The organism is Streptomyces sp. NPDC051172 (genome assembly GCF_040682555.1).
Taxonomy (GTDB): Bacteria; Actinomycetota; Actinomycetes; order Streptomycetales; family Streptomycetaceae; genus Streptomyces.
Genome location: NZ_JBFBBE010000042.1, coordinates 54,924 through 79,646 on the forward strand (window position 1 = coordinate 54,924; position 24,723 = coordinate 79,646).

Genomic DNA, 24,723 nt, shown 5'->3' on the forward strand with positions numbered 1-24,723 from the left:
TTGTGGGCTGGGGTGGTGGTGTCTGTGCCGCGGCCGCGCCTGTTCACCCGCCCCCCCCCCCCCCCCGTCCGCGCGCCGCCGGCCGGGGCGCGCCCCCGACCCTGTCGGCCAGCACATGGCCGGCAGCCGCGACTTGACGGCGGCGAACTCCGCGTCCGTCAGCACTCCTCGGTCGCGCAGCTCTCCCAGCCGCGTCAGCTCAATGGCCGCCTGCTGGTCCGCTTCGTGCTGCTGGGCCGCCGCGGCCCGGCGTCCGGCGGCGTATGCGGTTCCGCCGACCAGGGCGCCGCGGAAGGCGGCCACGTCTCCCAGGTTCGCGATGTCCGACAGCTCCGTCCTGCCGATGCGCCCGTCCGGGCTCTTCGTCACCACCAGCGCATCGAGGATGCGTTCTTCCTCGGACTCGGTACCGTGCGCGGTCAGTGCGACGTGAGGATCTTCGCCTTGGCCTGCGCGTACTCGGTGTCGGTGATGTCGCCGTGGTCGTGCAGCCCGGCGAGCGTGGCCAGTTCGTCCGTACTGGTCCGCCCGGCCACGGGGGCCTCGGCGGCGGCTTCTTGGACGTAGGAGCGGAATGCCTGCTCCTGCCTCTGCATCTGGCGCCGGTCGCGTTCGCCCATGCCGCGCCCGCGAGCGATCAGGTAGACCAAGACGCCCAGGAACGGCAGCACGCAGACGGAGAGCGTCCAGCCCGCCTTGCCCCACCCGCTCATGTGGTCATCCCGGAAGATGTCCCCGATGACACGGAAGAGCAGGACGAACCACATGACCCACAGGAAGAACCAGAGCATGGTCATGAACGCGTTGAGCAGGGGGTAGTCCGTGCTTGCCAGGGTGTAGTCCACGTTTGCCTCCAGTGTCGGGCCGCCGTGCTGCCGCGGCGGTCAGAGGGTCTTACCCGCTCCACGCTGCGCCCGCCGACCTGCGGACACATCACCCGGCGCGGGTGGGGTGCGGTCGGCGCCCGTGGCAGCGCGGCCATGGTGCGCATCGGCAGGTCGCAGCAGAAGAAGCGCGGCGGACCGTGCCGTTTGTGCTGCCCGAACTCCTGCTGCTCGGGCGAGTCCACCAGCTCCAGGGCGAGCGCGCGGCCGCAGCTCTCGGAGTGCACGCACAACGACGGTGGCGCAACGCACCAGTTGGTCAGGACCACGTCGAACATCTGGACGTAGACGGTGCCGACGTCGCGGCGCACCCGGTCCTCGAAGACGTCGATGAGGAAGCGTAGTCCACGCCTGCCGCACGCAGGTGGTCCAGCCCTCGCATGACCCGGGCGTCGTGCATCGCGCGCGGCCCGTCGACGAACAGCCCGACCAGGAAGTCGTTGTCGCGTCAGAACCGCGCCCCTTCGGCGTCGATCAACGTGCCGTTGGTCCGGGCTGTGTTGACGATGCGTTGTCCCGGGCGGGCGTGGGAGCGTTCGTACTCCAGGGAGTTCGTCGGCCATCCGCAACCTGCTGCCCTCATAGAGCAGTTCCTGTGAGAGGCAGAAGCAGTACGTGCAGTCCAGGTTGTCGGGGGTCACCCGTGGCGGGTGACGCCGTGGTCGGCCGCACGTCTGGTCGATGCTGCCGCTCGATCCGCAGTCGGCAGGATCACCCAGGTCGAACGCCGAGGCGACGGAGGAGGTGATGGCCACTCCGACCGTCGTGGCGAGCGCTCGCCTCGGTGGCGGCGCGGCACCCGCGCCGTGGCCGCACCGGCGCATCCGCCTACGTGGTCAGCCGGCCAGCACCCTGGTCTTGGCCCGCTCGTACTCGGCGTCGGTGATGGCGCCCCGGTCGTGCAGGGCGGCCAGCCTGCCGAGTTCGTCCGCCTTGGTGACCCCGGCCGTCGGGCCCGTGGCGGCGGCCTGCTGAACATACGAGCGGAAGGCCTGTTCCTGGACCTGGGCCCGGCGTATCTCGCGCTCACCCATCCCGCGCCCGCGGGCGATCAGATAGACGAGGACGCCGAGGTACGGCAGTGCACAGACCAGCAGGGTCCAGCCGGCCTTGGCCCAGCCGCTGAGTGCGTCGTCGCGGAAGACGTCTCCGACCACGCGGAACAGCAGCATGAACCACATGATCCACACGAAGAACCAGAGCATGGTCAGGAACACGTCGAGCAGGGGGTAGTCCATGGTGCCTCCGCACGCCGGTGGCCGCGACGACGGCTGCGCGACCGGTGAGGGCCTGGCGCCTCATACGGTGCGCCGGGCCTCTCCCCCGCTGCATCACCCCCTGCGGGTGGGCCCCCGGATCCGGCGTGGAGACGACGCAGTCTCATGAGGCCTCATACGCGGCCGGCGTGATCCACCGGCGGTAGGCGTATGCCCAGGTTGCCGCGGAGTCCGCGGTGCGTTCGGAGGTGCCGCGGATCGCCACCGGCAGCCGTCCGGGAACGATCAAGTGGGCGCCGAGCGCGATCACGATCGCCGTGCGCAGGCCGAGCCGCTGGAAGTGCAGCAGGGTGGGGCAGGAGGTGGTCGAGGTTGCAGTGGCGCGCGACGACCGGGCCGATGGCCAGTCGGAGTGGAACAGCACCAGCTGCTTGTCGACGCCGAGGATCTTCTCGGTCGGGGACAGGCCGCGGCGAGCAACTGCCGTCTCAGCTGGTCGACGGCTGTTCCGACGTCCGGGGTGACGATGTCATCCAGGGCCGCGGCCCGCCGGTCAGGGCGTGCACCACAGCGCTGTGGGCCCTTTGGAAGGCCCGTACGAGTGAGAGTGCGGGCCGGTGGTGCCGATCACCGCGCTGGCGTGTCCGAAGCCTGCTGGGCGCGTCGGACTGCCGAGCGCAACACCGGCGCCACGGCGACCTCCGCGGCGCCGAGCAGCACCAGCCACGGGTCCAGCAGACGGGCGAGCGCCACGGCCGACTCGGCCGGGTGGCCGAGCCCGACGACGCCTGCGACGACACCGAGGGTCCGACGCCGAACGTGAGGCCACGGTGGGCCCGGCCACGGTCCGCGATCACGAAGTACACCCGGGCGCGGCGGGCGTGGGTGTCGAGGTCATGGTGTCGCCTCCGACGTCGAGCCCGGTCCGGTGATCCCCCGCGCCGGGTGAGGGCGCCTCACTTCCGCTGGTCGGTCACGTCGTCGCGCCGCACCGCGCACAGGCCCCAGATGATGAACCCGTACATCGCGATCAGCGTCAGCGACCACATCGGGTAGTAGGGGAGGGACAGGAAGTTGGCGATGATCAGCAGGGAGGCTATGACCACTCCCCCGACCCTGGCCCAGGTGGCCGCCGTGAACAGACCGAGGCTCACGACCACCCCGACCACCCCGAGGGCCAGGTGGATCCAGCCCCAGCTGGTCAGGTCGAACTTGAAGACGTAGTTGGGGGTGGTGACGAAGACGTTGTCGTTGGCGATCGCCATGATGCCGCGGAAGATGTCGAGGACACCGGCGATCATCAGCATCACCGCGGCGAACACGGTGAGACCGGCAGCGGCGGCCATCGTGCGGGGCGCATGGCTACGAGGAGTAACGGTGCTGGCCATGGCCGGCCTCCATTCCTCACGGGGGCTGCGGCGCGCAGCCGTTCACCACCGAGCTTCCACCCAGGGCGCCGCGCCGTGATCACCCGGAGAGGGTGAGGTCGCGCCGGTCTCCTGCCTGCTGTGCTGGGAGTGCACTCCCACCAGCACGGGGAGGCCGAGGTGGCTGCAGAGTTCCGGGGCAGGACCGCGCAGGACATCCGCGACTCGGTGCCCGACCGGGAGCCGCAGGCACCGGCCGGCGCTCCAGAGCTCCTCTACATCGTCTGGGACGATGCGGGCTTGGGAACCTTCGACTTCTGCGGCGGCCTGGTCAGAGCCCCGCGGCGTCCTGGAGAGCCCCCAGGCACCCGACCCCAGGGACCCGCGGTTCTACGTCATGCCGGGCACCCGCGGCATCTGGCACGGCGGCCGGCACGCCTCGGCGCTGCATCCGCCGGCACCGTCCGGCTGGAGCGGCTTCGGCGACGACACCTGGGAGCTGTACCACCTGCGGGAGGACCGCTCCGAGGCCGAACGCCGCAACGGGCTGCCGCTCGACGACCGCACGACGATCGAGATCTTCAGCACGCCACGACCGCAGCTCTCCAAACCCCGAGGCCAGTACGTGTACTACCCCGACTGCGCCGACGTGCCCGAGTCGGTGGCGGTCAACATCCGCGGCTGGTCCTGCACCCTCGCCGCCGACGTCCGCCTCGACGGCCCGGAGGCCCGCGGCGTGCTGTTCGCGCGGGGCGGCCGGTTCGGCGGGCACAGCCTGTATCTCCTCGACGCACGGCAGCACTACGTCCACAGGTGGCTGGGCCGGATGGAGCAGAAGGGCGCCGCATCCGGCCGGGTGCCCGTCGGCGACCACATCCTGTCGGCCGCCTTCCGCGCCGACGACCCCAAGGACAACGGCCTCACGGTCGCAACCCTGGCCCTGCACGTCGACGACCGCGAGGTGGGGGCGATCCGGATCGGGACCCCGCCCGGCATGTTCGCCTACGACGGCGAGGGCCTGTGCGTGGGCCGCGAGAGCGGCCAGGCCGTCTTCGCCGACTACGATCCGCCCTTCCACTTCCCGGGCGGCACCCTCCGCCGTGTGCTGGTCGACGTCAGTGCCCGGCCCCTCGCCGATCCGGAAAAGGAGGCCGCCGGCGCCTTCATGCGCGACTGGCGCGTGGGTGCGCCACGGCAGCCGGAGCGAGGAGGGCGCGATGAGCAGCGGCGCCTGGACCGTGGTGGCGGTGGCGGGCGTCACCGCCACCTACGCCCTCGGCTCGCGTCGGCTGTCGACCACGCCTGTCTCCTCGGCGATCGTGTTCACCGGATGCGGCATCCTCGTCGGTCCCGCCGTCCTCGACATCGTCGGCATCGCACACGACTCCGTGGCCCTGACGGCCCTGCTGGAAGCGGCCCTGACCCTGGTGCTGTTCACGGACGCCATGACCGTCCGGCGACGCGACCTGGCCACGGGCGGCTTCCTGCCCGACCGGCTGCTGGGCATCGGGCTGCCGCTGAGCATCGCGGCGGGCTGGTTGCTGGCCTGGCCGCTGTTGCCGGGGCTGACCGCATGGGAGCTGGCCCTGGTGGGCGCGATCCTCGCACCCACCGACGCAGCTCTGGGCAAGAGCGCCATGTCCGACCCCCGGGTGCCGGCGCTCGTTCGCGAGGGTCTCAATGTGGAGAGCGGCCTCAACGACGGGATGGTGCTGCCGTTCTTCGTCGTCTTCCTCGCGGCCATCCCCGGCACGTCCTACGCGCACGAAAGCGTGGCGGGCACCTTCTGGCGGGCCCTGCTGCTCAGCAGCGCCCTGGGCCTGCTGATCGGCGGCTGCGGCGGGTGGCTGCTGCGGGCGGCCCGGACCCGCGGCTGGGTTGTCCGGGAGTGGGCCCAGATCATGGTTCTCGCCGTCGCCGCGGTCTCCTACGAACTGGCTGTGATCACCGACGGCAGTGGCTTCATCGCCGCCTGGGTCGCCGGGTTCGCATTCGGCTACGCCCTGAGGCGCTTCCCCAACGCCACGGGCACCGGCACGGGCACCGCCACGGAGCCGGAGAGCGGGGACGACACGTCCGAGTTCGCCGAGGAGCTGGGGGGCCTGCTGGCGTCGGTCAGCCTGATGCTCTTCGGCGCAGTGCTGCTGGGACCTACGCTGCAGCACCTGACCTGGAGGATCGTGCTCTATGCCGTGCTCAGCCTGACCGTCGTGAGAATGCTCCCCGTGGCGCTCTCGTTGCTCGGCAGCGGGCTGCGTGCGCCGACGGTCGCGTACATCGGATGGTTCGGGCCGCGCGGTCTCGCCTCGGTCGTGCTGGCCCTGCTCGTGGTGGAGGAGCATGTGCCGGGGACGGTAGCGATGGGCCGGGTGGTCGCCGCGACCGTTGCGCTCAGCATCCTGCTGCACGGTGTGTCGGCCTTTTGGCTCGCCGGGCGGTACGGCGCCTGGTTCCGGCGCGCGGGCACGGCTGCCGAGCGTGAACTGCGCGAGGGCGCCGTACCGTCGCAGAGCCCGGCGCTCCCCGCCGGGCCCGGTCCTACTCGGTGAGGTCGGTCCTCGCGCTCACGTGTCCGGCGGCCACGGCATCGGCCAGCGCCCGGTGATCGCGCTCGTTCTGGTCGGCGTAGACCTGCGCGAACCGAGCCAGCGCCCGGTCGAAGCTGTCACCGCCACCGAGATAGGCGCCGATGGCGATCGGATCGCCGGATCGGGCATGGGCGCGCGCAAGCGAGGCGCCGCACAGACGGCCGAAGAGCGCCAGGGTCGCCGGACCCATGGTCTCGGGCCGCGCGATGCCCTTCCAGTCCCGCAACTGCCGTACATAGAAGTCACGTTCGCCGCCGTCGATGCCCGTCATGTGCTTCCAGCCGAGGAAGATGTCACTGGCGGCCTGCATCAGCCGCTGCCCGGCCACCACCCGCTCGCCCTGGTTCTCGTACAAGCTCGCGCCGCTGTAGGGAGCGAGGACCGAGTTGCCTGCCTCCTTGGCCTGCAGCAGCAGCGGATCGTCGTCGTCCCGGCCCAGCAGCAGAATGATCCAGCAGCGGGTGCCGACGCTGCCGACGCCGACCACTTTGCGGGCCATGTCGACCACGTGGAACCGGCTCAGGAGGTGCCGCCGCTCCGACGACAGGGTGCGTGCGTAGTCCGCGACCAGGGCGCGCAGGGTCCCTTGCAGCCCGTCGCCTTCGGTGCCGGGCTGCAGTTCGTCGAGCGGTGTGATCAGCGGGGGGTCGGAGATGATCCGGGGTGCGCCGTCGACCAGCCGGGTCAGTTTCCCGGCGGCCTGCAGGCTGGTCCGGGTACGGGCCTTGGCCGATGCGGTGTCGATCCGTCGGCGCTCGCTGCGGCTCAGCCGCTCGGACAGGATCGCCTCCACCTGGGCGGCGTCGTCGCGGGCGTACCAGATGTCGAGGGTGCGCATCCCCGCGAACTCCCGCATCCGCTCGCGGTAGGCCCGGACGCTCTCACGCACGACCGTGGCACAGTCCTCGGCCGCGAACGAGTTGGCGCGGCCGGCGATCACCAGGCTCACGGCGAGCCGTTTGACATCCCATTCGAAGGGGCCCGGCAGGGTCTCGTCGAAGTCGTTGATGTCGAAGACCAGATGCCGCTCGGCGGAGGCGAGCAGCCGGAAGTTCAGCAGGTGGGCGTCACCGCACAGTTGGGCCATGAGCCCGGTGTGCGGTGACGCGCCCAGATCGGAGGCCATGATCGCCGCCGCGCCGCGGTAGAAGCGGAACGCCGATTCGAGCATCCTGCCGTACCGGATCGGGACGAGTTCCGGGACTCGGGTGGCGGACTGCCGCTCGATGATGTCGACGGGATCCGGCCGTTTGGTGTCCGGTTCGAAGGCGGCATGGGCGGAGCGCGGCAGGGAGACCCTCGCTGCCCTCCCCAGCGCCGCGCGCTCGGACGCAGCCGAAGGACTCTCGTTCATCGTGACCATGACCGTTCCTCCTTTCTGGCATCGTCGTGGTTCGCCGCTCGCGCGGGATCACCCCTGGCAGGTGATGTGCCGGCCGGGCGCGGGCGCTGTGATGCCCGTGTGCGCAGTGCCGAGACTCCCGCCCGGTCGGCCGAACCGAGCGATCGTCGCCCTGGGACGGCTCAGAGGTGGACGGCTCGTCTGGCGCTGCTGGTCGCGACCGCCGCGATCGCGCTGCTGCTGGTAGCCGCCGGGGTCAGGAGCGTTGCCCTGCTGCTCGTCGGTCTGGCGGGCCTCGCAGCGACGGCGGCCGCCGTGTGGTGGGCGCTCACCCATCACGGCCTGCTCCGGGCCCTTTCCTCCGCCTTGGCCTCGGTGGTGCCGCTCGCTGTGCTGCTGTACTACGCCACCGTGCACCTGCTGTGGGCCGCATTGTCGGCCCTCGCACTGGGGGCCGTGGCGAGGGTGACGGGGCGAGCCGCCCTCGGCGCGGAGGCGCGTCCCGCTGGGCCACCACAGCAGCGAACTCCGCCGCCGAAATCGCCGTTTCTCGTCATGAACCCCCGCTCCGGCGGTGGAAAGGTCGGCAGGTTCCACCTCGCGGAGAGGGCCCGGGCGCTGGGCGCCGAGGTCGCCGTACTCGACCCCGCTCACCCGCAGGACGTCGCCGAACTGGCCCGCCGCGCCGTGGCCGAGGGAGCGGATCTGCTGGGAGTCGCCGGAGGGGACGGCACCCAGGCGCTGGTCGCCGGGGTGGCGGCACAGCACGACCTGCCGTTCATGGTGATCTCGGCGGGCACCCGCAACCACTTCGCGCTGGATCTCGGCCTGGATCGTGACGACCCCTCGAGGTGTCTGGACGCTCTCACCGACGGCGTGGAACTCCGCATCGACCTCGGCTTCGTCTCCGACCGCGTCTTCGTCAACAACGCCTCCTTCGGTGTGTACGCGCAGGTCGTTCAGAGCGCCGCCTACCGTGACGACAAGGTGGGCACCATCCTCCAGCAGCTCCCGGAGCTGCTGACTCACGAGTCCGGCCCACGCCTGACCGTCCGCGCCGCCCATGTGCTCATGGACGCACCGCAGGCGGTGCTGGTCAGCAACAACCCCTACCAGGTGGGGGATGCCGTCGGCCTCGGTCGCCGCACGCAGCTGGATTCCGGCGCGCTCGGCGTCCTGGGTGTCAACGTCGACAACGTGGCCCAGGCGGTCGACCTGCTGCGCGGCCCGCACTCCCGCGGACTCACCGCGCTGACCGCGGACGAGGTGGTCGTCGACGCCGATGTCCCGGAGATCGCGGTCGCCGTCGACGGCGAGGCCCTCCTGCTGCCCACCCCCGTCATCTGCCGCATCGCACCGGGTTCGCTGCGCGTACGGGTGCCCAGCGGCCGGCCGGGGGTGCCCCGGGCGAATCCGCCGACGGACTGGCGAGCCCTGGGCCGACTGGCCTTCGCGCGCCGTGCCGGGGCCGAGGCGGGCTGACCGCGGCGGCCCGTGGGCGGGATGCGGCTAACGGTCCGGCAGGTGCTCGTCCAGCGCCGCATGCGGGGCCCGACGCGGGCCGGCCGGGCCTTCCGGTCCGTAGCCGAGCCGGATCAGCATCTGGGCGTGACCGGTGTGGTGGGGGTCAGGGCCCAGGCTGCGGCGCAGGTCGGGCCATTCCATCGGCTGGTGCAGCAGCGACGCACGCAGCCCCAGGGCGGTGGCCACGAGCAGGACGTGTTCAAGTGCCTCTCCCGCCCGCAGCCAGTCCGTACGACGGTCGTGCTCGGTCCTGAGCAGGGCGATGGCCGGCGCGGTCTCGAAGTCCTGGGCGGGCAACCGCCCCGGGTGGCGTGCGGCGGTGAAGTCCCGCATGGGGATGCGTTCGCGGGCGTCCTGCGGACCGAGTGCGGTGTGCGGAAGGCCGAAGTCGAACGGGCTGTCCGGGTCCCGGTGCACCCAGCGGCGGCTCTCCCTGCCGCGGTCTGCATCGGCGTGGTTTCGATGCTCGGCCTCCGCGGTCACCCGCAGCAGCCGAATTGTCTCGGCGGCCTCGGGAAAGACCAGCGAGGCGCCTTCCGCATGGGCGGCCTCGGCGAGTTCGGCGCGCGCCTGCGGCGGCACGGGCCTGGCGGAGAACGGGAAGCGGCTGCTGTGCCTGCGCCAGATCGCCGGGTAGAGGTCGCCACGGTGTTCCGTGCCGTATCGACCGGTCGATCCGGTGGGCCGGACGACGGCAAGCAGGCCGGGGTCGTCGGGCCGGGGCAGCAGCCGCACGACGGGCGACCAGCCGAAGTGGGAGACCGCGACGCGGAGGTTGAAGACGGAGGCACCCACCGACAGATGCAGCGCACGGCCGGCCGGATCGGCGCGACGCAGGCTGCGCTGCGGGTCCGCGCGCACCTCGAAGGCGACGGTGTCGGGGTCCAGCCGGAAGCGCCAGGGCTGCGTGTTGAAGAACGAGGGCGCGGCCACGGCGGCCGCCACACAGGCTTCCAGGGTCGCGGCGTCGAGAGGCCCGGATGGCATGGTGTCCTCCTCCCGCTCGGGTTTCGGAACAGGTGGTTGTCCTACGAGGGTGAGCGCCCGGCGACCTGCGGGTGAGGGGCCGATGGTCCCTGGCAGGTGGCCCGTCAGGCCACCGATGAAGACGGCGGTGGGGATGGATCGCTCCATCCACGGGCGGTGACAGGGCTGAAGGGCCCTGCGCCGCCGCAGACTCGGTCCCGGTCGGCCCCACGACTCCCTCTGCCCGGCCCATGCCACGACACTCACCCGGCTGTCACCTTGCTCGAAGTGACGACGAAGAGGTGCGAGCCGATGCTTACGTGCAGGCGAACCAAGAGGTGGCTGTGGCGGTGGCGGGCCAACCCGCTGCGCCGGCGCGACGACGTGCTCGAGGCCTGGCTCGTGCTGGTCCTCTGGACGCTCGTGGCCGTGGGCGGAACCCTCGCCGGCGTGCTGACGGCCCGGGCCGCCGACGACGCCTTCATGCAGCAGCGCGCCCAGCGCACCCCCGTAACGGCCGTGCTCCTCACGGACACGCCACCCGCGGAGGCGACGAGCTACCGGGCGTTTGCACAGGTCCGCTGGACCGGAAGAGACGGCTCCGCCCGCACCGGCCGGACACTGGTGAACGGCGGACTCAAGGCCGGATCCACGACCGTGCTCTGGACCGACACCCAGGGCAACCTCACCACCCGACCGCCGAGCCCCACCGATGCGGCAGTCGAGGCGGGCCTCCTGGGAGCCGCATCGGCGCTCGCCGTCACCGGCATCGCGTTCGGAGTCACAGGCGCCGCCCGCTACTGGTTGTACCGGCGGCGCATCGACGAGTGGGGCAGGGAGTGGGACCTGGTCGGCCCGCGGTGGGGGCACAAGACGGGCTGACCACCGGCCGTGCCGGTGGTCAGCCCGTCCCGGCGCGCCGAGGAAGCGCGTCGGGACGCGCCGGACACGTGACCTGCGCCGCCCGAGCACGGATACTGCCGAGAGTGGCTGCCGATCTGTTCGCCTAGCGGAACCGACGACCTGCCCGGGACCGCGGCGAGGGACCGGCGCCCGGTACGGGATCAGGTCCGCACGCGTGTCCGACCAGGAGGAACCCATGAAGATGTTGATCAATGTGCCGGAGACCGTGGTCGCGGACGCCCTGCGGGGCATGGCGGCCGCCCATCCCGAGCTGACCGTCGACGTGGAGAACCGGGTGATCGTACGGCGGGACGCCCCGGTCGCCGGGAAGGTCGCCCTGATCTCCGGGGGTGGCTCGGGGCACGAGCCGCTGCACGGTGGATTCGTGGGCCCCGGCATGCTGTCGGCGGCCTGTCCGGGTGAGGTGTTCACCTCGCCGGTGCCCGATCAGATGGCGCGCGCCGCGGCGGCCGTGGACAGCGGGGCGGGCGTGCTGTTCATCGTGAAGAACTACACCGGCGACGTGCTGAACTTCGACATGGCGGCCGAGCTCGCCGAGGACGAGGGCATCCAGGTCGCCAAGGTGTTGGTCAACGATGACGTGGCCGTCACCGACAGCCTCTACACGGCCGGGCGGCGCGGCGTCGGCGGCACGCTGTTCGTGGAGAAGATCGCGGGCGCCGCGGCGGACGAGGGGCAGCCGCTGGAGCGGGTGGAGGCGATCGGACGGCAGGTCAACGAGAACTCCCGCAGCTTCGGCGTCGCGCTCAGTGCCTGCACCACGCCCGCCAAGGGCAGCCCCACCTTCGATCTGCCCTCGGGCGAGCTGGAGTTGGGCATCGGCATCCACGGCGAGCCCGGCCGGGAGCGGCGGGCGATGATGACCTCGGGTGAGATCGCCGAGTTCGCGGTGAACGCGATCCTGGAGGACATGCCCCCGCGCAATCCGGTGCTCGTCCTGGTCAACGGCATGGGTGGGACGCCGCTGCTTGAGCTGTACGGGTTCAACGCCGAGGTGCAGCGGGTGCTCACCGAGCGCGGGGTCGCGGTCGCCCGGACGCTGGTGGGCAACTACGTCACCTCGCTCGACATGGCCGGTGCCTCGGTCACCCTGTGCCAGGTCGACGAGGAGCTGCTGCGGCTGTGGGACGCGCCGGTGAAGACGCCCGGGCTGCGCTGGGGCATGTAGACCTCCGGGCCGAGGTGTCAACGTACCTACCACGCAAGGAGATCCAGTGCTCGACGCCGAATTCTTCCGCCGTTGGATGACGGCGACCGCCGCCTCCGTCGACCGCGAGGCGGAACGGCTCACCGCCCTCGACTCCCCCATCGGGGACGCCGACCACGGCAGCAATCTGCAGCGCGGGTTCCGGGCCGTGGCCGCGACGCTGGAGAAGGAGGCGCCGGACACGCCCGGTGCGGTCCTGACGCTGGCCGGGCGGCAGCTGATCTCGACCGTCGGCGGCGCGTCGGGACCCCTCTACGGCACCCTGCTGCGCCGTACGGGCAAGGCGCTCGGGGACGCCGGTGAGGTCAGCGAGGCGCAGTTCGCCGAGGCGCTGCGGGCCGGGGTGGAGGCCGTCATGACGCTCGGCGGGGCCGCACCGGGCGACAAGACGATGATCGACGCGCTGGTGCCGGCCGTGGACGCACTCGACGAGGGCGGCTTCGCCGCGGCCCGCACCGCCGCCGAAGAGGGCGCCCTCGCGACCACGCCGTTGCAGGCCCGCAAGGGCAGGGCCAGCTATCTCGGGGAGCGCAGCATCGGGCACCAGGATCCCGGCGCCACCTCGTCGGCGCTGCTCGTGGCCGCTCTCGCGGAGGCCGACGGTGAGTGACGGGAAACAGGTCGGGATCGTCCTGGTGTCGCACAGCTTCGAAGTGGCCGTCTCCGTGGCCGAGTTGGCGAAGGGGCTCGCGGGCGGCGGCGTCTCGGTGCCGGTCGCCGCGGCGGGCGGCACCGAGGGCGGCGGGCTCGGCACGAGCGCGGAGCTGATCGCCGCGGCGGCCGCCTCCGTGGACCGGGGTGCCGGGGTCGCCGTGCTCACCGACCTCGGCAGCGCCGTGCTCACGGTGAAGGCGCTGCTCGCCGAGGGAGACGAACTCCCCGACCGCACACGTCTGGTGGACGCCCCGTTCGTGGAGGGTGCGGTGGCCGCAGTGGTCACCGCGGCCACGGGCGCCGACCTCGCGGCGGTGGAGGCGGCAGCGGCTGAGGCGTACACCTACCGGAAGGTCTGAAGCCACCGAGTGGGGCGCGTGTCCCAGCCGGAGGAGCAGGCCGCCGCGATCGTGTTCCTCGCCTCGGACGCGGCGGGCAACGTCAATGGTGTGATCCTGCCGGTCGACAACGGGTGGGCGGCCGTCCGACGATTCCGGGCGCCTATCCGCCGTCTACGAACTGCTGCGCCAGCCGCCGCCCCACAGCGACGGCCGCGGCATGGCTTTCGATCGGTTTGACCTGCGAGTACTTGAAGACGATGTAGGTGACGCCGGAGGGCGCGCCGCCGCCGTTCGGGCCCGGGCGGATGCCGAGGCTCTTGGCGGTGGCGTAGGACGCCTCGCCGATGATGCCTTCCGGACCGATGTCGCCCACGACCGCGTACTGCACACGGCCCCGGTAGACGACGGCGGCGACGGATCCGCCGCGGACGCCGTCGTCGAGGGGGTCCCAGATGCGGCTCGCGGCCGGCACGACGATGTACGGGAGGCGTTCGGCGCTCAGATAGCGCCCGTCGGACTGCTGATAGGCGGTGGCCTGCGAAAACGAGGGATCGGAGCTGCGGTTACAGCGCGGGCCGGGCTCTCCGTCGCAGTCGATGTCCATGTCGGCCTTCCAGAAGACGGCCCGCCGGGTGCCGCACACCGCGATCGATGCCGGTCTGCCGGCGTCGCTGCGGAAGCGGCCGTGGGAGATCTGGGTGCAGTCACGCACCTTGGCCAGCAGATCCGCGGCACGGACATCGCCCTCGCGCCAGGCCACCGGTTCCGCCCGGCCGCGGGCCGCGGCGTCGGACAGCGCCGGCGGGACGAGTAAAGCGGCGCCGGCCACGGCCAGGGTCAGCGACTGGACACGCACCACGAGAAGCCCTTTCCCTAGGGGGCACTGACGGGCATTCAGCCCGGTCCGGCGCCGTAGCGATCATGGGGCCACCGTAGGCGGACGGGAGGCCGCACGGCTCCAGGCGGGCCACGGCGTGGCGTGTCACAGGACGTCGGGCAGGGGGCCGGACGCCCGAGCCCGTGTCGGCTCCGGCGGCCCGGCCACCCGCGTCCGGCGCGGGAACAGCGACGACAGCGGCCCGCGCCACCGGCATGAACTCACCAGCCCTCAGGAAGAGTTCAGCCGTGAGGAGCTTCAGCATACGTAACGCCGGCGGGCGGTCCGCGACGCCGTCAGCCATGCTGTCGTCCCGCGGCCTTCCCTGCCCCTTGATGTGATCACGCCAGCCGCGCCATATTGGTCCGGACCAATGCTGCCGGGTCGTCCGGGGAGGCGGAGCCGTGCGTCGCGACACCGTGCTCGTGCACCGGTCCCTCGTACTCTGTGCCGCGCTGGCCCTGGTCGGATCCTGCGGCCGGAACGGCGCCGGGGACGGCGAGAGTGGACTGCCGGCGGCCCCCACCGGAGTGACCGCGGCGGCAGGCAGTTCGACCAGCGTCCACGTGATGTGGAACGCGGTGTCCGCGAATCCCCGTGTCAGCGCCTACGAGGTGTATCGCGGCACCACCAAGGTCGAGGAAGTGCCCGGTTCCCAGCACATGGTGGACGTCACCAGGCTCAGGCCGTCCACCTCGTACGTCTTCACCGTGCGGGCCCGCGACACCGAGGGCCGGCTCGGGCCGCCCGGCCGCCAGGTACGGGCGTCGACTTGGGCGGCCGTGGTGACGGACGACACGGCCCCGACCCGCCCGGGAAAGGTGCACGGCCGGGCGGTCGGCAGCAGGGCCGTCGAGCTGTCCTGGTCCGCGTCGAGGGACGACCGGGCCGTGGTGTCCTACGACGTCTACCAGGGCACCGCCAAGATCCACACTGTGGGCGGGGCACAGACGGCGACCGTGGTCACCGGGCTGCGGCCGGGCACCCGCTACGCCTTCACCGTCCGCGCCCGCGACGCGGCCGACAATCTCTCGCCTCCCGGCGCCACCGTCCGCCTCACCACGCCGGGCTCCGACGACGGGCGCGGCACGGCACCCGCGGCCTTCCGGGCGACGAGCCACCGCGCCGACGGGGCGTACTACCTCGACCTGCGCTGGATCCCTCCGCGCACCGACGGCGTGGTGACGGAGTACCAGATCAGCCTCGACGGCCGGGTGGCCACCTCCCTGGTCTACGGCGGGGACGCGCCGCGCGACCGGGCGTCGTACTCCTTCTACGCCGGCCGGGATGCCGGCGTGCGCCACCGCGTGCGGATCCGGGCCAGACTGCCTGACGGCACCTGGGGCGGCTTCTCGGCGGAGCGGACGGTGACCACCGGGGCGACCGGCGGCTGACGGCGGTGACGGCCCGGCGGCATGGGCCGGACGGAGGAATCCGTCACCTGCCCGGAGGCGGTCCGCATGCGGGCCGGGCCGCGGGGACGTTGGCTGCCCCTGAGGCGGCACGGGCGATTCCCGACCTTCGGCGGCGCAAGGGATGTACCGCCAACCGTGCCGTCGGAGGGCAGTCCAATGCGCAACTTTCAGCCAGTCGTCCGCTCCGCACTGACCGCGGTGGCCGCCGCCGCGCTCCCACTCGCCCTGGCCGCCGTGCCGGCCGCGGCGCAGGGGACGGGGATCTCCGTGAGTACCAGCGGGTCCACCGTGTCGGTGACCACGAGCGCGTGCTCTTCGCGCGGCAGCGGCGGGTTCGGCACCGCCACGCTGCTCAGCAGCACCCAGCCTGCCCGTCAGATGACGCTGACGGGCACCGCCGCCCTGCAGTCGGCGGCCTGGTCGAACGTGAGCCCCGGCACGTACACCGTGACGGTGGTCTGCTCGAACGGCAGCACTGCGGGCACCCAGACCGTCGTCGTCTCCTCTGCCACCTCCACTCCCACCGCGAAGCCCACCGCCACTCCCACCGCCACCATCTCGGCCACCACCAGGCCCTCGCCCTCGCTCGGCGTCAGGGGCGGTGTCGGCGGCGCCGTCCAGGACTACGGCCCGCTGACGGTCGGGGTGGGCGCCGCTCTGGTGGGCACGGGCGTCATCGCCACGGGCTGGTACCTGCGCCGGCGTGCCCGGCCGAACCGGCTCTGAAGGCGGCGGGCCCACGAGCCGTGGAGTTCACGCCGGTTCGGCACCGGGCAGTTCGGCGAGTTCCTCCAGGGCGTGCGTGAGCCACTGCGTCCAGAAGGTCTCCAGGTCGATGCCGGCGCGCAGCACCAGGTGCCGCAGCCGGTCCTGGGGGGCGTCCTTGCCGGGCGGGAAGTCGCGCTGCTCGATCTCCTGGTACTCGGCCAGCTGCAGCCGGTGCAGGTCGAGATGGCGGCGCAGATCGGCCTCCAGGCCTGCGGTGCCCACCACGGCCGCCGCGCGCAACCGCAGCAGCATCACATCGCGGTGCGGTTTGGGGTCCTGGGACGCCGCGGTCCAGCGGGCCAGTTCGGCGCGGCCCGCGGGCAGGACCTCGTAGCTCTTCTTCTGCCCGCGGGCCGGCTGCTCGGTCGGCAGCGCCCGGATGTGTCCCTCGGCCTCCAGCCTTCCCAGCTCGCGATAGATCTGCTGATGCGTCGCCGACCAGAAGTAGCCGATGGACTTGTCGAACCGGCGGGTCAGCTCCAGCCCCGAGGACGGCTTTTCGAGCAGGGCGGTGAGGATCGCGTGCGGGAGTGACATGGAGTCATCCTAGGGATGGCCGCAGGGCCCCCTAGAGGGCCGCCGCCAGCTCCGTGCCCTGCTTGATGGCACGCTTGGCGTCCAGTTCGGCGGCCACGTCGGCACCGCCGATCAGGTGCGCGCCGACTCCGGCGGCGACCAGTTCCTCGTACAGGCCGCGGCGCGGTTCCTGTCCGGTGCACAGCACGATCGTGTCGACCGGCAGGACCGTGCTCTCCTCGCCGACGGTGACGTGCAGCCCGGCGTCGTCGATGCGGTCGTAGCGGACGCCCGGGACCATGGTGACGCCCCGGTGCTTGAGCTCGGCGCGGTGGATCCAGCCGGTGGTCTTGCCCAGGCCCGCGCCGACCTTGCTGGTCTTGCGCTGCAGCAGGTGGACGGTGCGCGGCGGGGCGGGCCGCTCGGGGGCGGCGAGTCCGCCGGGCGCCCGGTAGTCCATGTCGACGCCCCACTGCCGGAAGTACGTCTCGGGGTCCTCGCTCGCCTTGTCCCCGCCGTCGGTGAGGAACTCGGCGACGTCGAAGCCGATGCCTCCCGCGCCGAGGATCGCCACCCGGTCACCGACGGGCGCGTTGCCGCGCAGCACATCGAGGTAGCCGACGACGCTGGGGTGGTCGATTCCCGGGATGTCGGGGGTGCGCGGGGTGACGCCGGTGGCGACGACCACCTCGTCGTAGTCCGCCAAGTCACCTGCTTCCACACGCGTGTTGAGGCGTACGTCCACGCCGTGCGCGTCGAGCTGGTGGCGGAAGTAGCGCAGGGTCTCGTCGAACTCCTGCTTGCCGGGGACCTTGCGGGCCACGTTGAGCTGACCGCCGACCTCGCTCGCGGCGTCGTACAGGGTGACCTCGTGGCCGCGCTCGGCCGCCGACACCGCGCAGGCGAGCCCGGCCGGTCCGGCACCCACGACGGCGACGCGCTTCTTGAGCCGGGTGGGCGCGAGGACCAGTTCGGTCTCGTGGCAGGCGCGCGGGTTGACCAGGCAGGAGGTGATCTTGAGGCTGAAGGTGTGGTCGAGGCATGCCTGGTTGCAGCCGATGCAGGTGTTGATGGCCTCCGGCCTGCCCTCGGCGGCCTTGTTGACGAAGTCGGGGTCGGCGAGCATCGGACGGGCCATGGAGACCATGTCCGCGTACCCCTCGGCGAGCAACTCCTCGGCCAGTTCCGGGGTGTTGATGCGGTTGGTGGTCACGAGCGGGACGGACACCTCACCCATGAGCTTCTTGGTGACCCAGGTGTAGGCGCCGCGCGGCACGGAGGTGGCGATGGTGGGGATGCGGGCCTCGTGCCAGCCGATGCCGGTGTTGATGATCGTCGCGCCGGCCGCCTCGACGGCCTTGGCGAGGGTGATCACCTCGTCGAGGGTGGAGCCGCCGGGGACCAGGTCCAGCATGGACAGCCGGTAGACGATGATGAAGTCCTCGCCGACCGCCTCGCGCACCCGCCGCACGATCTCGACGGGGAAGCGCATGCGGTTCTCGTACGAGCCGCCCCAGCGGTCGGTGCGCCGGTTGGTCTGGGCGGCGATGAACTCGTTGATGAGGTAGCCCTCGGAGCCCATGATCTCGACACCGTCATAGCCCGCCTGCCTGGCGAGGCGGGCGGCGCGGGCGTAGTCGTCCATGGTCCGCTCGACGTCAGCGTCGGTGAGTTCACGGGGCGGGAAGGGGCTGATCGGCGCCTGGAGGGGGCTCGGGGCGACCAGGTCCTGGTGGTAGGCGTACCGACCGAAGTGCAGGATCTGCATGGCGATCCGGCCGCCCTCGCGATGCACGGCCTCGGTGATCTGGCGGTGCTGCTCGGCCTCCGCGTCGGTGGTGAGCTTGGCGCCGCCCTCGTACGGGCGCCCCTCGTCGTTCGGGGCGATGCCGCCGGTGACGATGAGACCCACTCCCCCGCGCGCCCGGGCGGCGTAGAACTCCGCCATGCGCTCGAAGCCGCGCTCGGCCTCCTCCAGGCCGACGTGCATGGAGCCCATGAGGACACGGTTGGGCAGCGTGGTGAAGCCCAGGTCGAGCGGGTTCAGCAGATGCGGGTAACGGCTCATCGGGCCCTCCATACGCGGTGTGATGCCTCTGTTGTAGAGGACCCCGGACACCTTTTGCAACTAGTTGCATAAGCCGGGAGGGGTGACGCGGACCACCCAAGGGCACAGTGGCCTCATGAGCCCCGAAGACATCGAGGTGGTCGAGCTGGCGCAGGCACTGGTCCGCCGCCCGAGCCGGGCCGGGATCGACGACCACGGCCCCGTCCTCGCCGTCCTCCAGGACTGGCTCGGCGCCCACGACCTGCCGTGTCGCAGCCTCTACGACGACGAGGGCCGGCCGGTCGCCCTGCTGGTGGAGGTGGCGGGTGCCCGGCCGGGGCCGTGGTGGGCGCTGGACGCCTGCGTGGACACCGCCCCCTACGGCGACGAGGGTGCCTGGTCGTTCCCGCCGGACTGCGGGGACGTCGTGGACGGGTGGCTGCGGGGGCGCGGGGCGGCCGATTCCAAGCTGGCGGCGGCCATGTTCTGCCGGATCGCGGCAGAGCTGCGCACCCGGGCGGAGGAGCTGAGCGGCGGGCTCGCGGTGCTGCTGGACGCCGACGAGCACACCGGCGGGTTCGGCGGGGCCCGGGCCTATCTCGCGGACGCTGCCGCGGTGCGCCCGGCAGGGGTGATGATCGGGTATCCCGGCCCGGACGAGGTGGTGGTCGGCGGGCGGGGGCTGTGGCGGGCCACGATCGCGGTGCACGCGGAGTCGGGGCACTCCGGATCGAGGCGCACGGCGCCCGGCGCCGTCTCCCGGGCGGCGCGGCTGGTGCAACTGCTGGAGGAGGCCGAAATTCCGGGCGCCGAGGGCGAGTTCCCACTGCCGCCGAAACTGACGGTGACCTCCTGCCATGGCGGCGAAGGCTTCTCCGTGGTCCCCGGCCTGTGCGAGCTGGGCGTCGACATCCGCACCACCCCGACCTTCGACGCCCGCGCGGCGGAGCACTTGGTCCACACAGCGGCGGCGGAGCTGGACCGGCGGCTGCCCGGCCCGCCTCCGACCGTGATCACCCAGGTGGCCTCCTGGCCGCCGTACCGCCTGGCCGAGGACCAGCAACCCGCTGCCGCACTACTGGCCGCCGCCACCACCGAGGGCCTCACGGTCCGCGCGAAGACCGCAGGCCCCTCGAACATCGGCAACCTACTGGCAGCCGAGGGCATCCCGGCCACGGCAGGCTTCGGCGTTCGGTACGAGGGCTTGCACGGCGTGGATGAGCAAGCCTGCCTGGCGGACCTGCCCACAATCCACACCGTCTACCGGCAGGCTGTGCTGCGCCTTCTGGCGCCCCGAAGGGGCGCAGGGAGCGGCGCGAACAGCCACAACGGCGCCGCAGACAAAAACCTCACCGACTCTCGAGAATGACGTGCAACTCCCGCTCCTGATCCCCCGACGCCGAGGAAAGATCACGCACCGTGAACAGGGGATCCAACGTGCTGCGCAGTCGCTCGATCGCCCAGTACCCACCCTGCGCGTCGATCTCGACGGAGGACGACAGCCGTCCCGGTGCCGGGCACTCATGCGCGTCGGTGACCTCGAACGTGCCGAGCCACACCATCGGCCGGGTCTCATGGAGCTGCTCCGGCACCTCGTCCGGGCCCCGATCGGACTCGAAGCACGCGCACAGCGCGTCGAACACGATCCGGGCGTCCTCCTTGCTGCATCCGCTGATCTCGAGGGAGACCGGCTCCTCGTGCGAGCGCTGACGATCCATCGTGACCGCTCCTCTCGTGGCTGTGGCGCGATACCGCGAGTTCCCCGCGAACCGCGCCACACCCCCAGAAAAGCACCACTGGCCGCACCGGACCAGCGAGAGGCTCAGCCCCGCTTGAAGCGGTACGTCTTGCTGTCCGTCAGGACGCAGAAGCCCGGCGACACGACGATCACGCGCAGGGTGCCGTCCCGGCGGTCGTAGTCGATGCCCTCGACCTCGAAGGTGCCCGAGCAGGAGCTGCGCAGTGGAAGCTGCCGCAGGGCGGTTACATGGCCCAAGACGTCCGACGTGCCGTTCGGCCGGGCGGACAGGTCGACCTGGAGGAGCGGCTTGGTGATGCCGAAGAGCGTGCCGGCCGGGTCGTCGGAGGAGCACAGCAGCGTCGTCGGGCCGGAGAAGTCGCAGCCCTGCACGTCGCGGACGGCGTGGTCGAGATTGACGGTGGAGGCCTGCGGGAGGTTGGCCGAGGGCGAGGTGCTCGCGTTGGCCCCCGGGGTCGGGAACACCAGGAAGCGGCTCATGGTGCCGTACTCGCCGGCCAGCATCCACTGTCCGTCGGGGGAGATCGCGACCCAGGAGTTGTTGAGTGCCTCGCCGGAGCTGAGCGTGTGCACGTACTCCGACCAGGCCCCGCCCGGCGCCTGCACGCGGAACATCTTCGCGTTGCCCGAGTCGGCCTGGTAGGGCTCGACGTAGTAGCCGTCGTAGGAGGCGTCGGGGTCGCCGACGTGGTTCCAGCCGCGGCTGGAGACGCCGGCGGGGATCGTCCCGATGCCGGTGTAGCGGTTGGGGCTGTTCGCCGGGACCTCGACGGAGGTCAGGCCCTGGCTCTCGGTCAGCGGATCGGCGCGGTCCGAGCCCACTTCCGTCCAGGTGTCGGCCGCCGATGCGGACGGAGCGGCGGACAGGACTGCGGCGGCCGCGAGGGCGAGGGCCGCGGTCAGGGCCGCGTGACAACGTTGCCGGGCACGCAGGGGCATGGGGGCTCCTCGATGGGGGGCGGGTGCTCGGCGGACAGTCTGGCCCGATGGCGTAGTCATGTACAGACCAATTCGGTAACGGGGGCTGTCGGTTCGGTGACGGTCCGTACCGGGTACTGTCGTCACGCTCCGGGGGACGGCCCCCGGCGTGTTGAGGGATGGTGGAGGTAGGCGACGGGGTCGTCACAGGGACGGTTGAGCGCGGTAGAACATGGGGAGTCGGCACGGGGGTCGGCGTGCCGCGCGAACGGGCGAAGGCGGTGCGTGGAATGAGTGCACCTGGGTTTCCGGTGGCCGAGGGCGAGGGGTCGGTGCAGCCAAGTGGGCTGCTCGACGTACTGGGCGTGGCTTCGGTGGTCCTGGATGCCGAGGGACACGTCGTGCTGTGGAGCCCGCAGGCCGAGGAGCTGTTCGGCTATCCGGCGCAGGAGGCCCTCGGCCAGTACGCCGCCCGGATCATGGTGCACGAGCAGCATCTCGACCTGGTGGTCAAACTCTTCGCCGATGTCATGGTCACCGGTCAGAGCTGGGCCGGGGCCTTCCCCATTCGGCGCAAGGACGGCAGCACGCGCCTGGTGGAGTTCCGCAACATGCGCCTGCTGGACGACCACGGCGACGTCTATGCGCTGGGGCTGTGCGCCGACCGGTCGACCGTGAGGCAGCTGGAGCGGGACGTGGCGCTGTCCACCCGGATGATCGCGCAGTCCCCCATCGGGCTGGCCGTCCTGGACACCGATCTGCGGTACGTGTCGGTCAATCCGGCCCTCGAACGGCTCAACGGGATCGCTGCGGAGGAGCACATCGGCCGGTCGATCGGCGAGGTCCTGCCGCATCTCGACGTCGAGGCCATCGAAGGTGCGGCGCGTCATGTGCTGGAGACCGGGCGTCCCCTCGTCGATCAGAAGGCAACCGGACGGACCGCGGGCGATCCGGACGAGGAGCGTGCCTGGTCGCTCTCGCTGTACCGGCTGGAGGACGCCGTCGGGACCGTGCTGGGGGTGGCCGGTTCGGTCGTGGACATCACCGAGCAGCACAGGGCGAGCGTCGAGGCCGAGGCCGCACGCCGGCGGCTGCAGGTCATCGCGGACGCCTCGGCCCGCATCGGCACCACCCTGGAGCTGGAGCGCACCGCCCGCGAACTGGCCGACGTCGCCGTGCCGGAGCTCGCCGACATAGCCGCCGTGGATCTGCTGGAGGCGGTGGTGGCGGGCAGACGCAGCAGCCTGGGCCCCACGGAGCCGGCGGTGATCCGGGCCCTCGCCGTGCAGGCGGACGGCGCCCCCGAGGCGCTGCGGGCGGCCGATCCGCCCGGGCAGGTGACCCGGTACGGCCCCGACCGCCTGGTCACCGAGTGCGTGCGCACCGGCCGGCCGGTGATGGTGGCGGAGGTCGCGCCCGCGGACCTGCCGCGCATCGCCCGCTCCCCCGAGGCGGCCGGACTCCTGGCCGAGGCGGGCGTCCACTCGTACCTGGCGGTGCCGCTGATCGCCCGGGGCGAGGTGCTCGGCGCCCTGGATCTCAAGCGCACGCACAACCCGGAGCCGTTCAGCGAGGACGACCTGCTGCTCGCCCGTGAGCTGGCGTCCCGCGCGGCCGTACAGATCGACAACGCCCGCTGGTACCAGAACGCCCGCGACACCGCCCTCACCCTCCAGCGCAGCCTGCTGCCCAGCCACCCCCCGGTGACCGGCGGCCTCGAGGTCGCCTCCCGCTACCAGCCCGCCGGAGCCACCAGCGAGGTCGGCGGCGACTGGTTCGACGTGATCCCGCTGGACGGCGGCAAGACGGCGCTGGTGGTGGGCGATGTGATGGGCAGCGGCATCAACGCGGCCGCGACCATGGGCCGACTGCGCACCGCGACCAACACCCTCGCCTCCCTCAACCTCGATCCGGCCCGGCTCCTCGAACACCTCGACAAGATCACCGAGGGCCTGGACCACTCGATCGCGACCTGTGTGTACGCCGTCCACGACCCGCAGCTGCGCCAGTGCCGGATCGCGAACGCCGGGCACCTGCCGCCGGCCCGGCTGCGGCCCGGGCATCCCCCGGAGCTGCTGGAACTGCCCACGGGCGTACCGCTGGGCGTGGGCGGCGTCGCCTTCTCCACCACCACGGTCGACCTGGAGCCGGGCGACCGTCTCGTGTTCTACACCGACGGACTGGTGGAAACCCGGCAGCACCCGCTCGACGAGCGCCTGGACGCCCTGCTCTCCCTCCTCGAAGGCCCCGACCGCCCTCTGGAGGAGGTCTGCGACCTCCTGCTGCGCACCCTGCACCAGCCCGACAACTCCGACGACGTGGCGCTGCTCATCGCGCGCGTGCAGAAGCCGGGCCGACCGACCGGGGCGGCCGGGGCGCCGGGCTCTCACAGCTGGTGATTACGGGTTCCTTATCGACCGCATTCGACAATCAGAGCAAGGCATGGCATGCAGATGCGGCCTGCCGTGGCCGATGGGAGCGAGCCGTGATGCACGAGCCGGAGCAGGAACCCACTGCCGGGGGCGAGCCGCCTGACGGGCGCCTCGGGACGACCCCGGACATGGAAGTGATGACCGGTCCGGGCGGCCCGGACCGCGAGCCGGGGCCGTGGCGGCGCCGCTCCCGCCGGGCGCGTGCCGTGGCCGCGGCGGCCACGGTCGCCGTACTGGCCCTCGGCGGCACGGTCGCCTACGCCGCCACCTCGGGCGGCTCCGGCCAGAGCGCCACGCCCTCCGCATCCGGGTCCGCCTCCCTGTCGCCGGACCGCCCCGGCGGCCGGCACGGTGTCGGCCCCTGGTTCGGTTTCGGCTTCGGCGGCATGGGTGTGCACGGTGAGACGACGGTCAAGGACCAGGACACCGGCAAGTGGGTCGTACGGATCTGGCAGCGCGGCACCGTCGAGAAGGTCACCGGCGACCAGGTCACGCTCAAGAGCGACGACGGCGCCACCTGGGCCTGGACCGTGAACTCCGACACCACCGTTTTCCGCGACGGTACGAAGGGTTCGGGCGTCGGCGCCCTGAAGAAGGGTGAGACGGCCCTCCTGGCCGGCACCCGCTCCGCCGACGGCACTCGTACCGCGACCCGCGCGATCTCCGGAACCTTCGACCGCAGGGGGCCCGGCGACGGCCACGACAGGTTCCGGGGCCCCGGCAACAGGGACTGGCGCAACCACGCACCGTCCTCAAGCCCGTCGGGCGGCGGCGCGACGACCTGAGGCACCGATAGCCTGCGTCGTCATGACGCGTCCTTGGATCCTGCCGCTTCTGCTGGTGCTCGGCGGCTCGGTCGTTGCGGCCGGGCTGCTCCTCAGAGGCAGCCCCGGCGCCCCCCGGGCCATCCAGGGGGTGTTAGTGGCGGTCGCGGGCGTGAACTCGCCCCGGGGCGTGACGCGGGCGGTCGGGTGGCC

The 24,723-nt window shown here is 72.0% G+C and carries 26 protein-coding genes and 1 pseudogene; 13 read left to right on the forward strand and 14 right to left on the reverse strand.

The window, feature by feature from the left end; translation table 11 throughout:
- The coding region (locus AB0N07_RS24940; RefSeq protein WP_365838568.1) for an SHOCT domain-containing protein at positions 1–372 on the reverse strand (372 nt) is incomplete at its 3' end.
- A gap of 47 nt (positions 373–419) precedes the next feature.
- Positions 420–797, reverse strand: a complete 378-nt coding sequence (locus tag AB0N07_RS24945) for an SHOCT domain-containing protein (RefSeq protein WP_365838624.1) — start codon at positions 795–797, stop codon at positions 420–422.
- A gap of 227 nt (positions 798–1,024) precedes the next feature.
- On the opposite strand from AB0N07_RS24945, the gene AB0N07_RS24950 reads away from it, so the two are divergent.
- A complete protein-coding gene (locus AB0N07_RS24950) occupies positions 1,025–1,228 on the forward strand; it encodes a hypothetical protein (protein WP_365838570.1) in 204 nt (67 codons plus the stop codon).
- Positions 1,229–1,332: 104 nt separating this feature from the next.
- On the opposite strand, the gene AB0N07_RS24955 is transcribed toward AB0N07_RS24950, so the two are convergent.
- The 5 genes from AB0N07_RS24955 to AB0N07_RS24975 all read right to left on the reverse strand — a co-directional run bounded on the left by AB0N07_RS24955 (position 1,333) and on the right by AB0N07_RS24975 (position 4,729).
- Complete coding sequence (locus tag AB0N07_RS24955; protein WP_365838572.1) at positions 1,333–1,467, reverse strand: hypothetical protein; 135 nt, start codon at positions 1,465–1,467, stop codon at positions 1,333–1,335.
- A gap of 253 nt (positions 1,468–1,720) precedes the next feature.
- Positions 1,721–2,122 (reverse strand): SHOCT domain-containing protein, encoded by a 402-nt coding sequence (locus AB0N07_RS24960; protein ID WP_365838574.1) that lies wholly within the window; start codon positions 2,120–2,122, stop codon positions 1,721–1,723.
- 142 nt (positions 2,123–2,264) lie between these two features.
- Positions 2,265–2,525 carry a hypothetical protein gene (locus AB0N07_RS24965; RefSeq protein ID WP_365838576.1) on the reverse strand — a complete coding sequence of 87 codons (261 nt, stop codon included), beginning with the start codon at positions 2,523–2,525 and terminating at the stop codon, positions 2,265–2,267.
- 532 nt (positions 2,526–3,057) lie between these two features.
- Positions 3,058–3,489 (reverse strand): hypothetical protein, encoded by a 432-nt coding sequence (locus AB0N07_RS24970; RefSeq protein WP_365838578.1) that lies wholly within the window; start codon positions 3,487–3,489, stop codon positions 3,058–3,060.
- Between the two features lie 310 nt (positions 3,490–3,799).
- Positions 3,800–4,729: a hypothetical protein gene (locus AB0N07_RS24975; RefSeq protein WP_365838580.1), complete on the reverse strand. Its 930-nt coding sequence runs from the start codon at positions 4,727–4,729 to the stop codon at positions 3,800–3,802.
- Between AB0N07_RS24975 and AB0N07_RS24980 the strand changes: the two genes are divergently transcribed.
- On the forward strand, positions 4,686–6,017 hold the full coding sequence (locus tag AB0N07_RS24980) for a cation:proton antiporter (protein ID WP_365838582.1): 1,332 nt from the start codon (positions 4,686–4,688) through the stop codon (positions 6,015–6,017). The two genes, AB0N07_RS24975 and AB0N07_RS24980, sit on opposite strands and share 44 nt — an antisense overlap.
- Here AB0N07_RS24980 and AB0N07_RS24985 read toward each other — a convergent pair.
- Entirely contained in the window at positions 6,007–7,419 is a 1,413-nt protein-coding gene (locus AB0N07_RS24985; RefSeq protein WP_365838584.1) for a DUF2252 domain-containing protein, read from the reverse strand. The two genes, AB0N07_RS24980 and AB0N07_RS24985, sit on opposite strands and share 11 nt — an antisense overlap.
- A 99-nt stretch (positions 7,420–7,518) precedes the next feature.
- Between AB0N07_RS24985 and AB0N07_RS24990 the strand changes: the two genes are divergently transcribed.
- Positions 7,519–8,880, forward strand: a complete 1,362-nt coding sequence (locus AB0N07_RS24990) for a diacylglycerol kinase family protein (RefSeq protein ID WP_365838586.1) — start codon at positions 7,519–7,521, stop codon at positions 8,878–8,880.
- Between the two features lie 27 nt (positions 8,881–8,907).
- Here AB0N07_RS24990 and AB0N07_RS24995 read toward each other — a convergent pair whose 3' ends face one another.
- The gene (locus tag AB0N07_RS24995) at positions 8,908–9,909 is read right to left on the reverse strand and encodes a nitroreductase family protein (protein ID WP_365838588.1); all 1,002 of its coding nucleotides are present in this window, start codon (positions 9,907–9,909) and stop codon (positions 8,908–8,910) included.
- Positions 9,910–10,200: 291 nt separating this feature from the next.
- On the opposite strand from AB0N07_RS24995, the gene AB0N07_RS25000 reads away from it, so the two are divergent.
- The 5 genes and pseudogenes from AB0N07_RS25000 to AB0N07_RS25020 all read left to right on the forward strand — a co-directional run.
- Positions 10,201–10,770 (forward strand): hypothetical protein, encoded by a 570-nt coding sequence (locus AB0N07_RS25000; protein ID WP_365838590.1) that lies wholly within the window; start codon positions 10,201–10,203, stop codon positions 10,768–10,770.
- Positions 10,771–10,987: 217 nt separating this feature from the next.
- Positions 10,988–11,980, forward strand: coding sequence for a dihydroxyacetone kinase subunit DhaK (dhaK, locus tag AB0N07_RS25005; protein ID WP_365838592.1), 993 nt, complete (start codon positions 10,988–10,990; stop codon positions 11,978–11,980).
- A gap of 46 nt (positions 11,981–12,026) precedes the next feature.
- Complete coding sequence (gene dhaL / locus AB0N07_RS25010; RefSeq protein WP_365838594.1) at positions 12,027–12,629, forward strand: dihydroxyacetone kinase subunit DhaL; 603 nt, start codon at positions 12,027–12,029, stop codon at positions 12,627–12,629.
- Complete coding sequence (locus tag AB0N07_RS25015; RefSeq protein WP_365838596.1) at positions 12,622–13,032, forward strand: PTS fructose transporter subunit IIA; 411 nt, start codon at positions 12,622–12,624, stop codon at positions 13,030–13,032. The genes dhaL and AB0N07_RS25015 overlap by 8 nt, the downstream gene beginning before the upstream one ends.
- Before the next feature lie 9 nt (positions 13,033–13,041).
- Positions 13,042–13,158: pseudogene (locus AB0N07_RS25020) on the forward strand (SDR family oxidoreductase); the annotation flags it as partial.
- A 16-nt stretch (positions 13,159–13,174) separates the two neighbouring features.
- Here AB0N07_RS25020 and AB0N07_RS25025 read toward each other — a convergent pair.
- Complete coding sequence (locus AB0N07_RS25025; protein WP_365838626.1) at positions 13,175–13,870, reverse strand: glycoside hydrolase family 75 protein; 696 nt, start codon at positions 13,868–13,870, stop codon at positions 13,175–13,177.
- A 425-nt stretch (positions 13,871–14,295) separates the two neighbouring features.
- Here AB0N07_RS25025 and AB0N07_RS25030 point away from each other — a divergent pair, with 425 nt between their 5' ends.
- Together AB0N07_RS25030 and AB0N07_RS25035 are read left to right on the forward strand one after the other, a co-directional pair.
- Positions 14,296–15,285, forward strand: coding sequence for a fibronectin type III domain-containing protein (locus tag AB0N07_RS25030; RefSeq protein ID WP_365838597.1), 990 nt, complete (start codon positions 14,296–14,298; stop codon positions 15,283–15,285).
- A 177-nt stretch (positions 15,286–15,462) separates the two neighbouring features.
- Entirely contained in the window at positions 15,463–16,032 is a 570-nt protein-coding gene (locus AB0N07_RS25035; RefSeq protein WP_365838598.1) for a hypothetical protein, read from the forward strand.
- Positions 16,033–16,059: 27 nt separating this feature from the next.
- Here AB0N07_RS25035 and AB0N07_RS25040 read toward each other — a convergent pair whose 3' ends face one another.
- Complete coding sequence (locus AB0N07_RS25040; RefSeq protein ID WP_365838600.1) at positions 16,060–16,611, reverse strand: PadR family transcriptional regulator; 552 nt, start codon at positions 16,609–16,611, stop codon at positions 16,060–16,062.
- A gap of 31 nt (positions 16,612–16,642) precedes the next feature.
- On the reverse strand, positions 16,643–18,658 hold the full coding sequence (locus tag AB0N07_RS25045; protein ID WP_365838602.1) for an NADPH-dependent 2,4-dienoyl-CoA reductase: 2,016 nt from the start codon (positions 18,656–18,658) through the stop codon (positions 16,643–16,645).
- Between the two features lie 115 nt (positions 18,659–18,773).
- Between AB0N07_RS25045 and AB0N07_RS25050 the strand changes: the two genes are divergently transcribed.
- Positions 18,774–20,006: a M20/M25/M40 family metallo-hydrolase gene (locus AB0N07_RS25050; RefSeq protein WP_365838604.1), complete on the forward strand. Its 1,233-nt coding sequence runs from the start codon at positions 18,774–18,776 to the stop codon at positions 20,004–20,006.
- Here AB0N07_RS25050 and AB0N07_RS25055 read toward each other — a convergent pair.
- Both AB0N07_RS25055 and AB0N07_RS25060 read right to left on the reverse strand, forming a co-directional pair.
- Positions 19,987–20,355, reverse strand: a complete 369-nt coding sequence (locus AB0N07_RS25055) for a hypothetical protein (protein ID WP_365838606.1) — start codon at positions 20,353–20,355, stop codon at positions 19,987–19,989. The two genes, AB0N07_RS25050 and AB0N07_RS25055, sit on opposite strands and share 20 nt — an antisense overlap.
- Positions 20,356–20,459: 104 nt before the next feature.
- Positions 20,460–21,335 carry a hypothetical protein gene (locus AB0N07_RS25060; protein ID WP_365838608.1) on the reverse strand — a complete coding sequence of 292 codons (876 nt, stop codon included), beginning with the start codon at positions 21,333–21,335 and terminating at the stop codon, positions 20,460–20,462.
- A 269-nt stretch (positions 21,336–21,604) separates the two neighbouring features.
- On the opposite strand from AB0N07_RS25060, the gene AB0N07_RS25065 reads away from it, so the two are divergent.
- Together AB0N07_RS25065 and AB0N07_RS25070 are read left to right on the forward strand one after the other, a co-directional pair.
- On the forward strand, positions 21,605–23,713 hold the full coding sequence (locus AB0N07_RS25065; protein ID WP_365838610.1) for a SpoIIE family protein phosphatase: 2,109 nt from the start codon (positions 21,605–21,607) through the stop codon (positions 23,711–23,713).
- Between the two features lie 161 nt (positions 23,714–23,874).
- Positions 23,875–24,531, forward strand: coding sequence for a hypothetical protein (locus AB0N07_RS25070; RefSeq protein ID WP_365838612.1), 657 nt, complete (start codon positions 23,875–23,877; stop codon positions 24,529–24,531).
- The last annotated feature ends 192 nt before the right edge of the window (positions 24,532–24,723 follow it).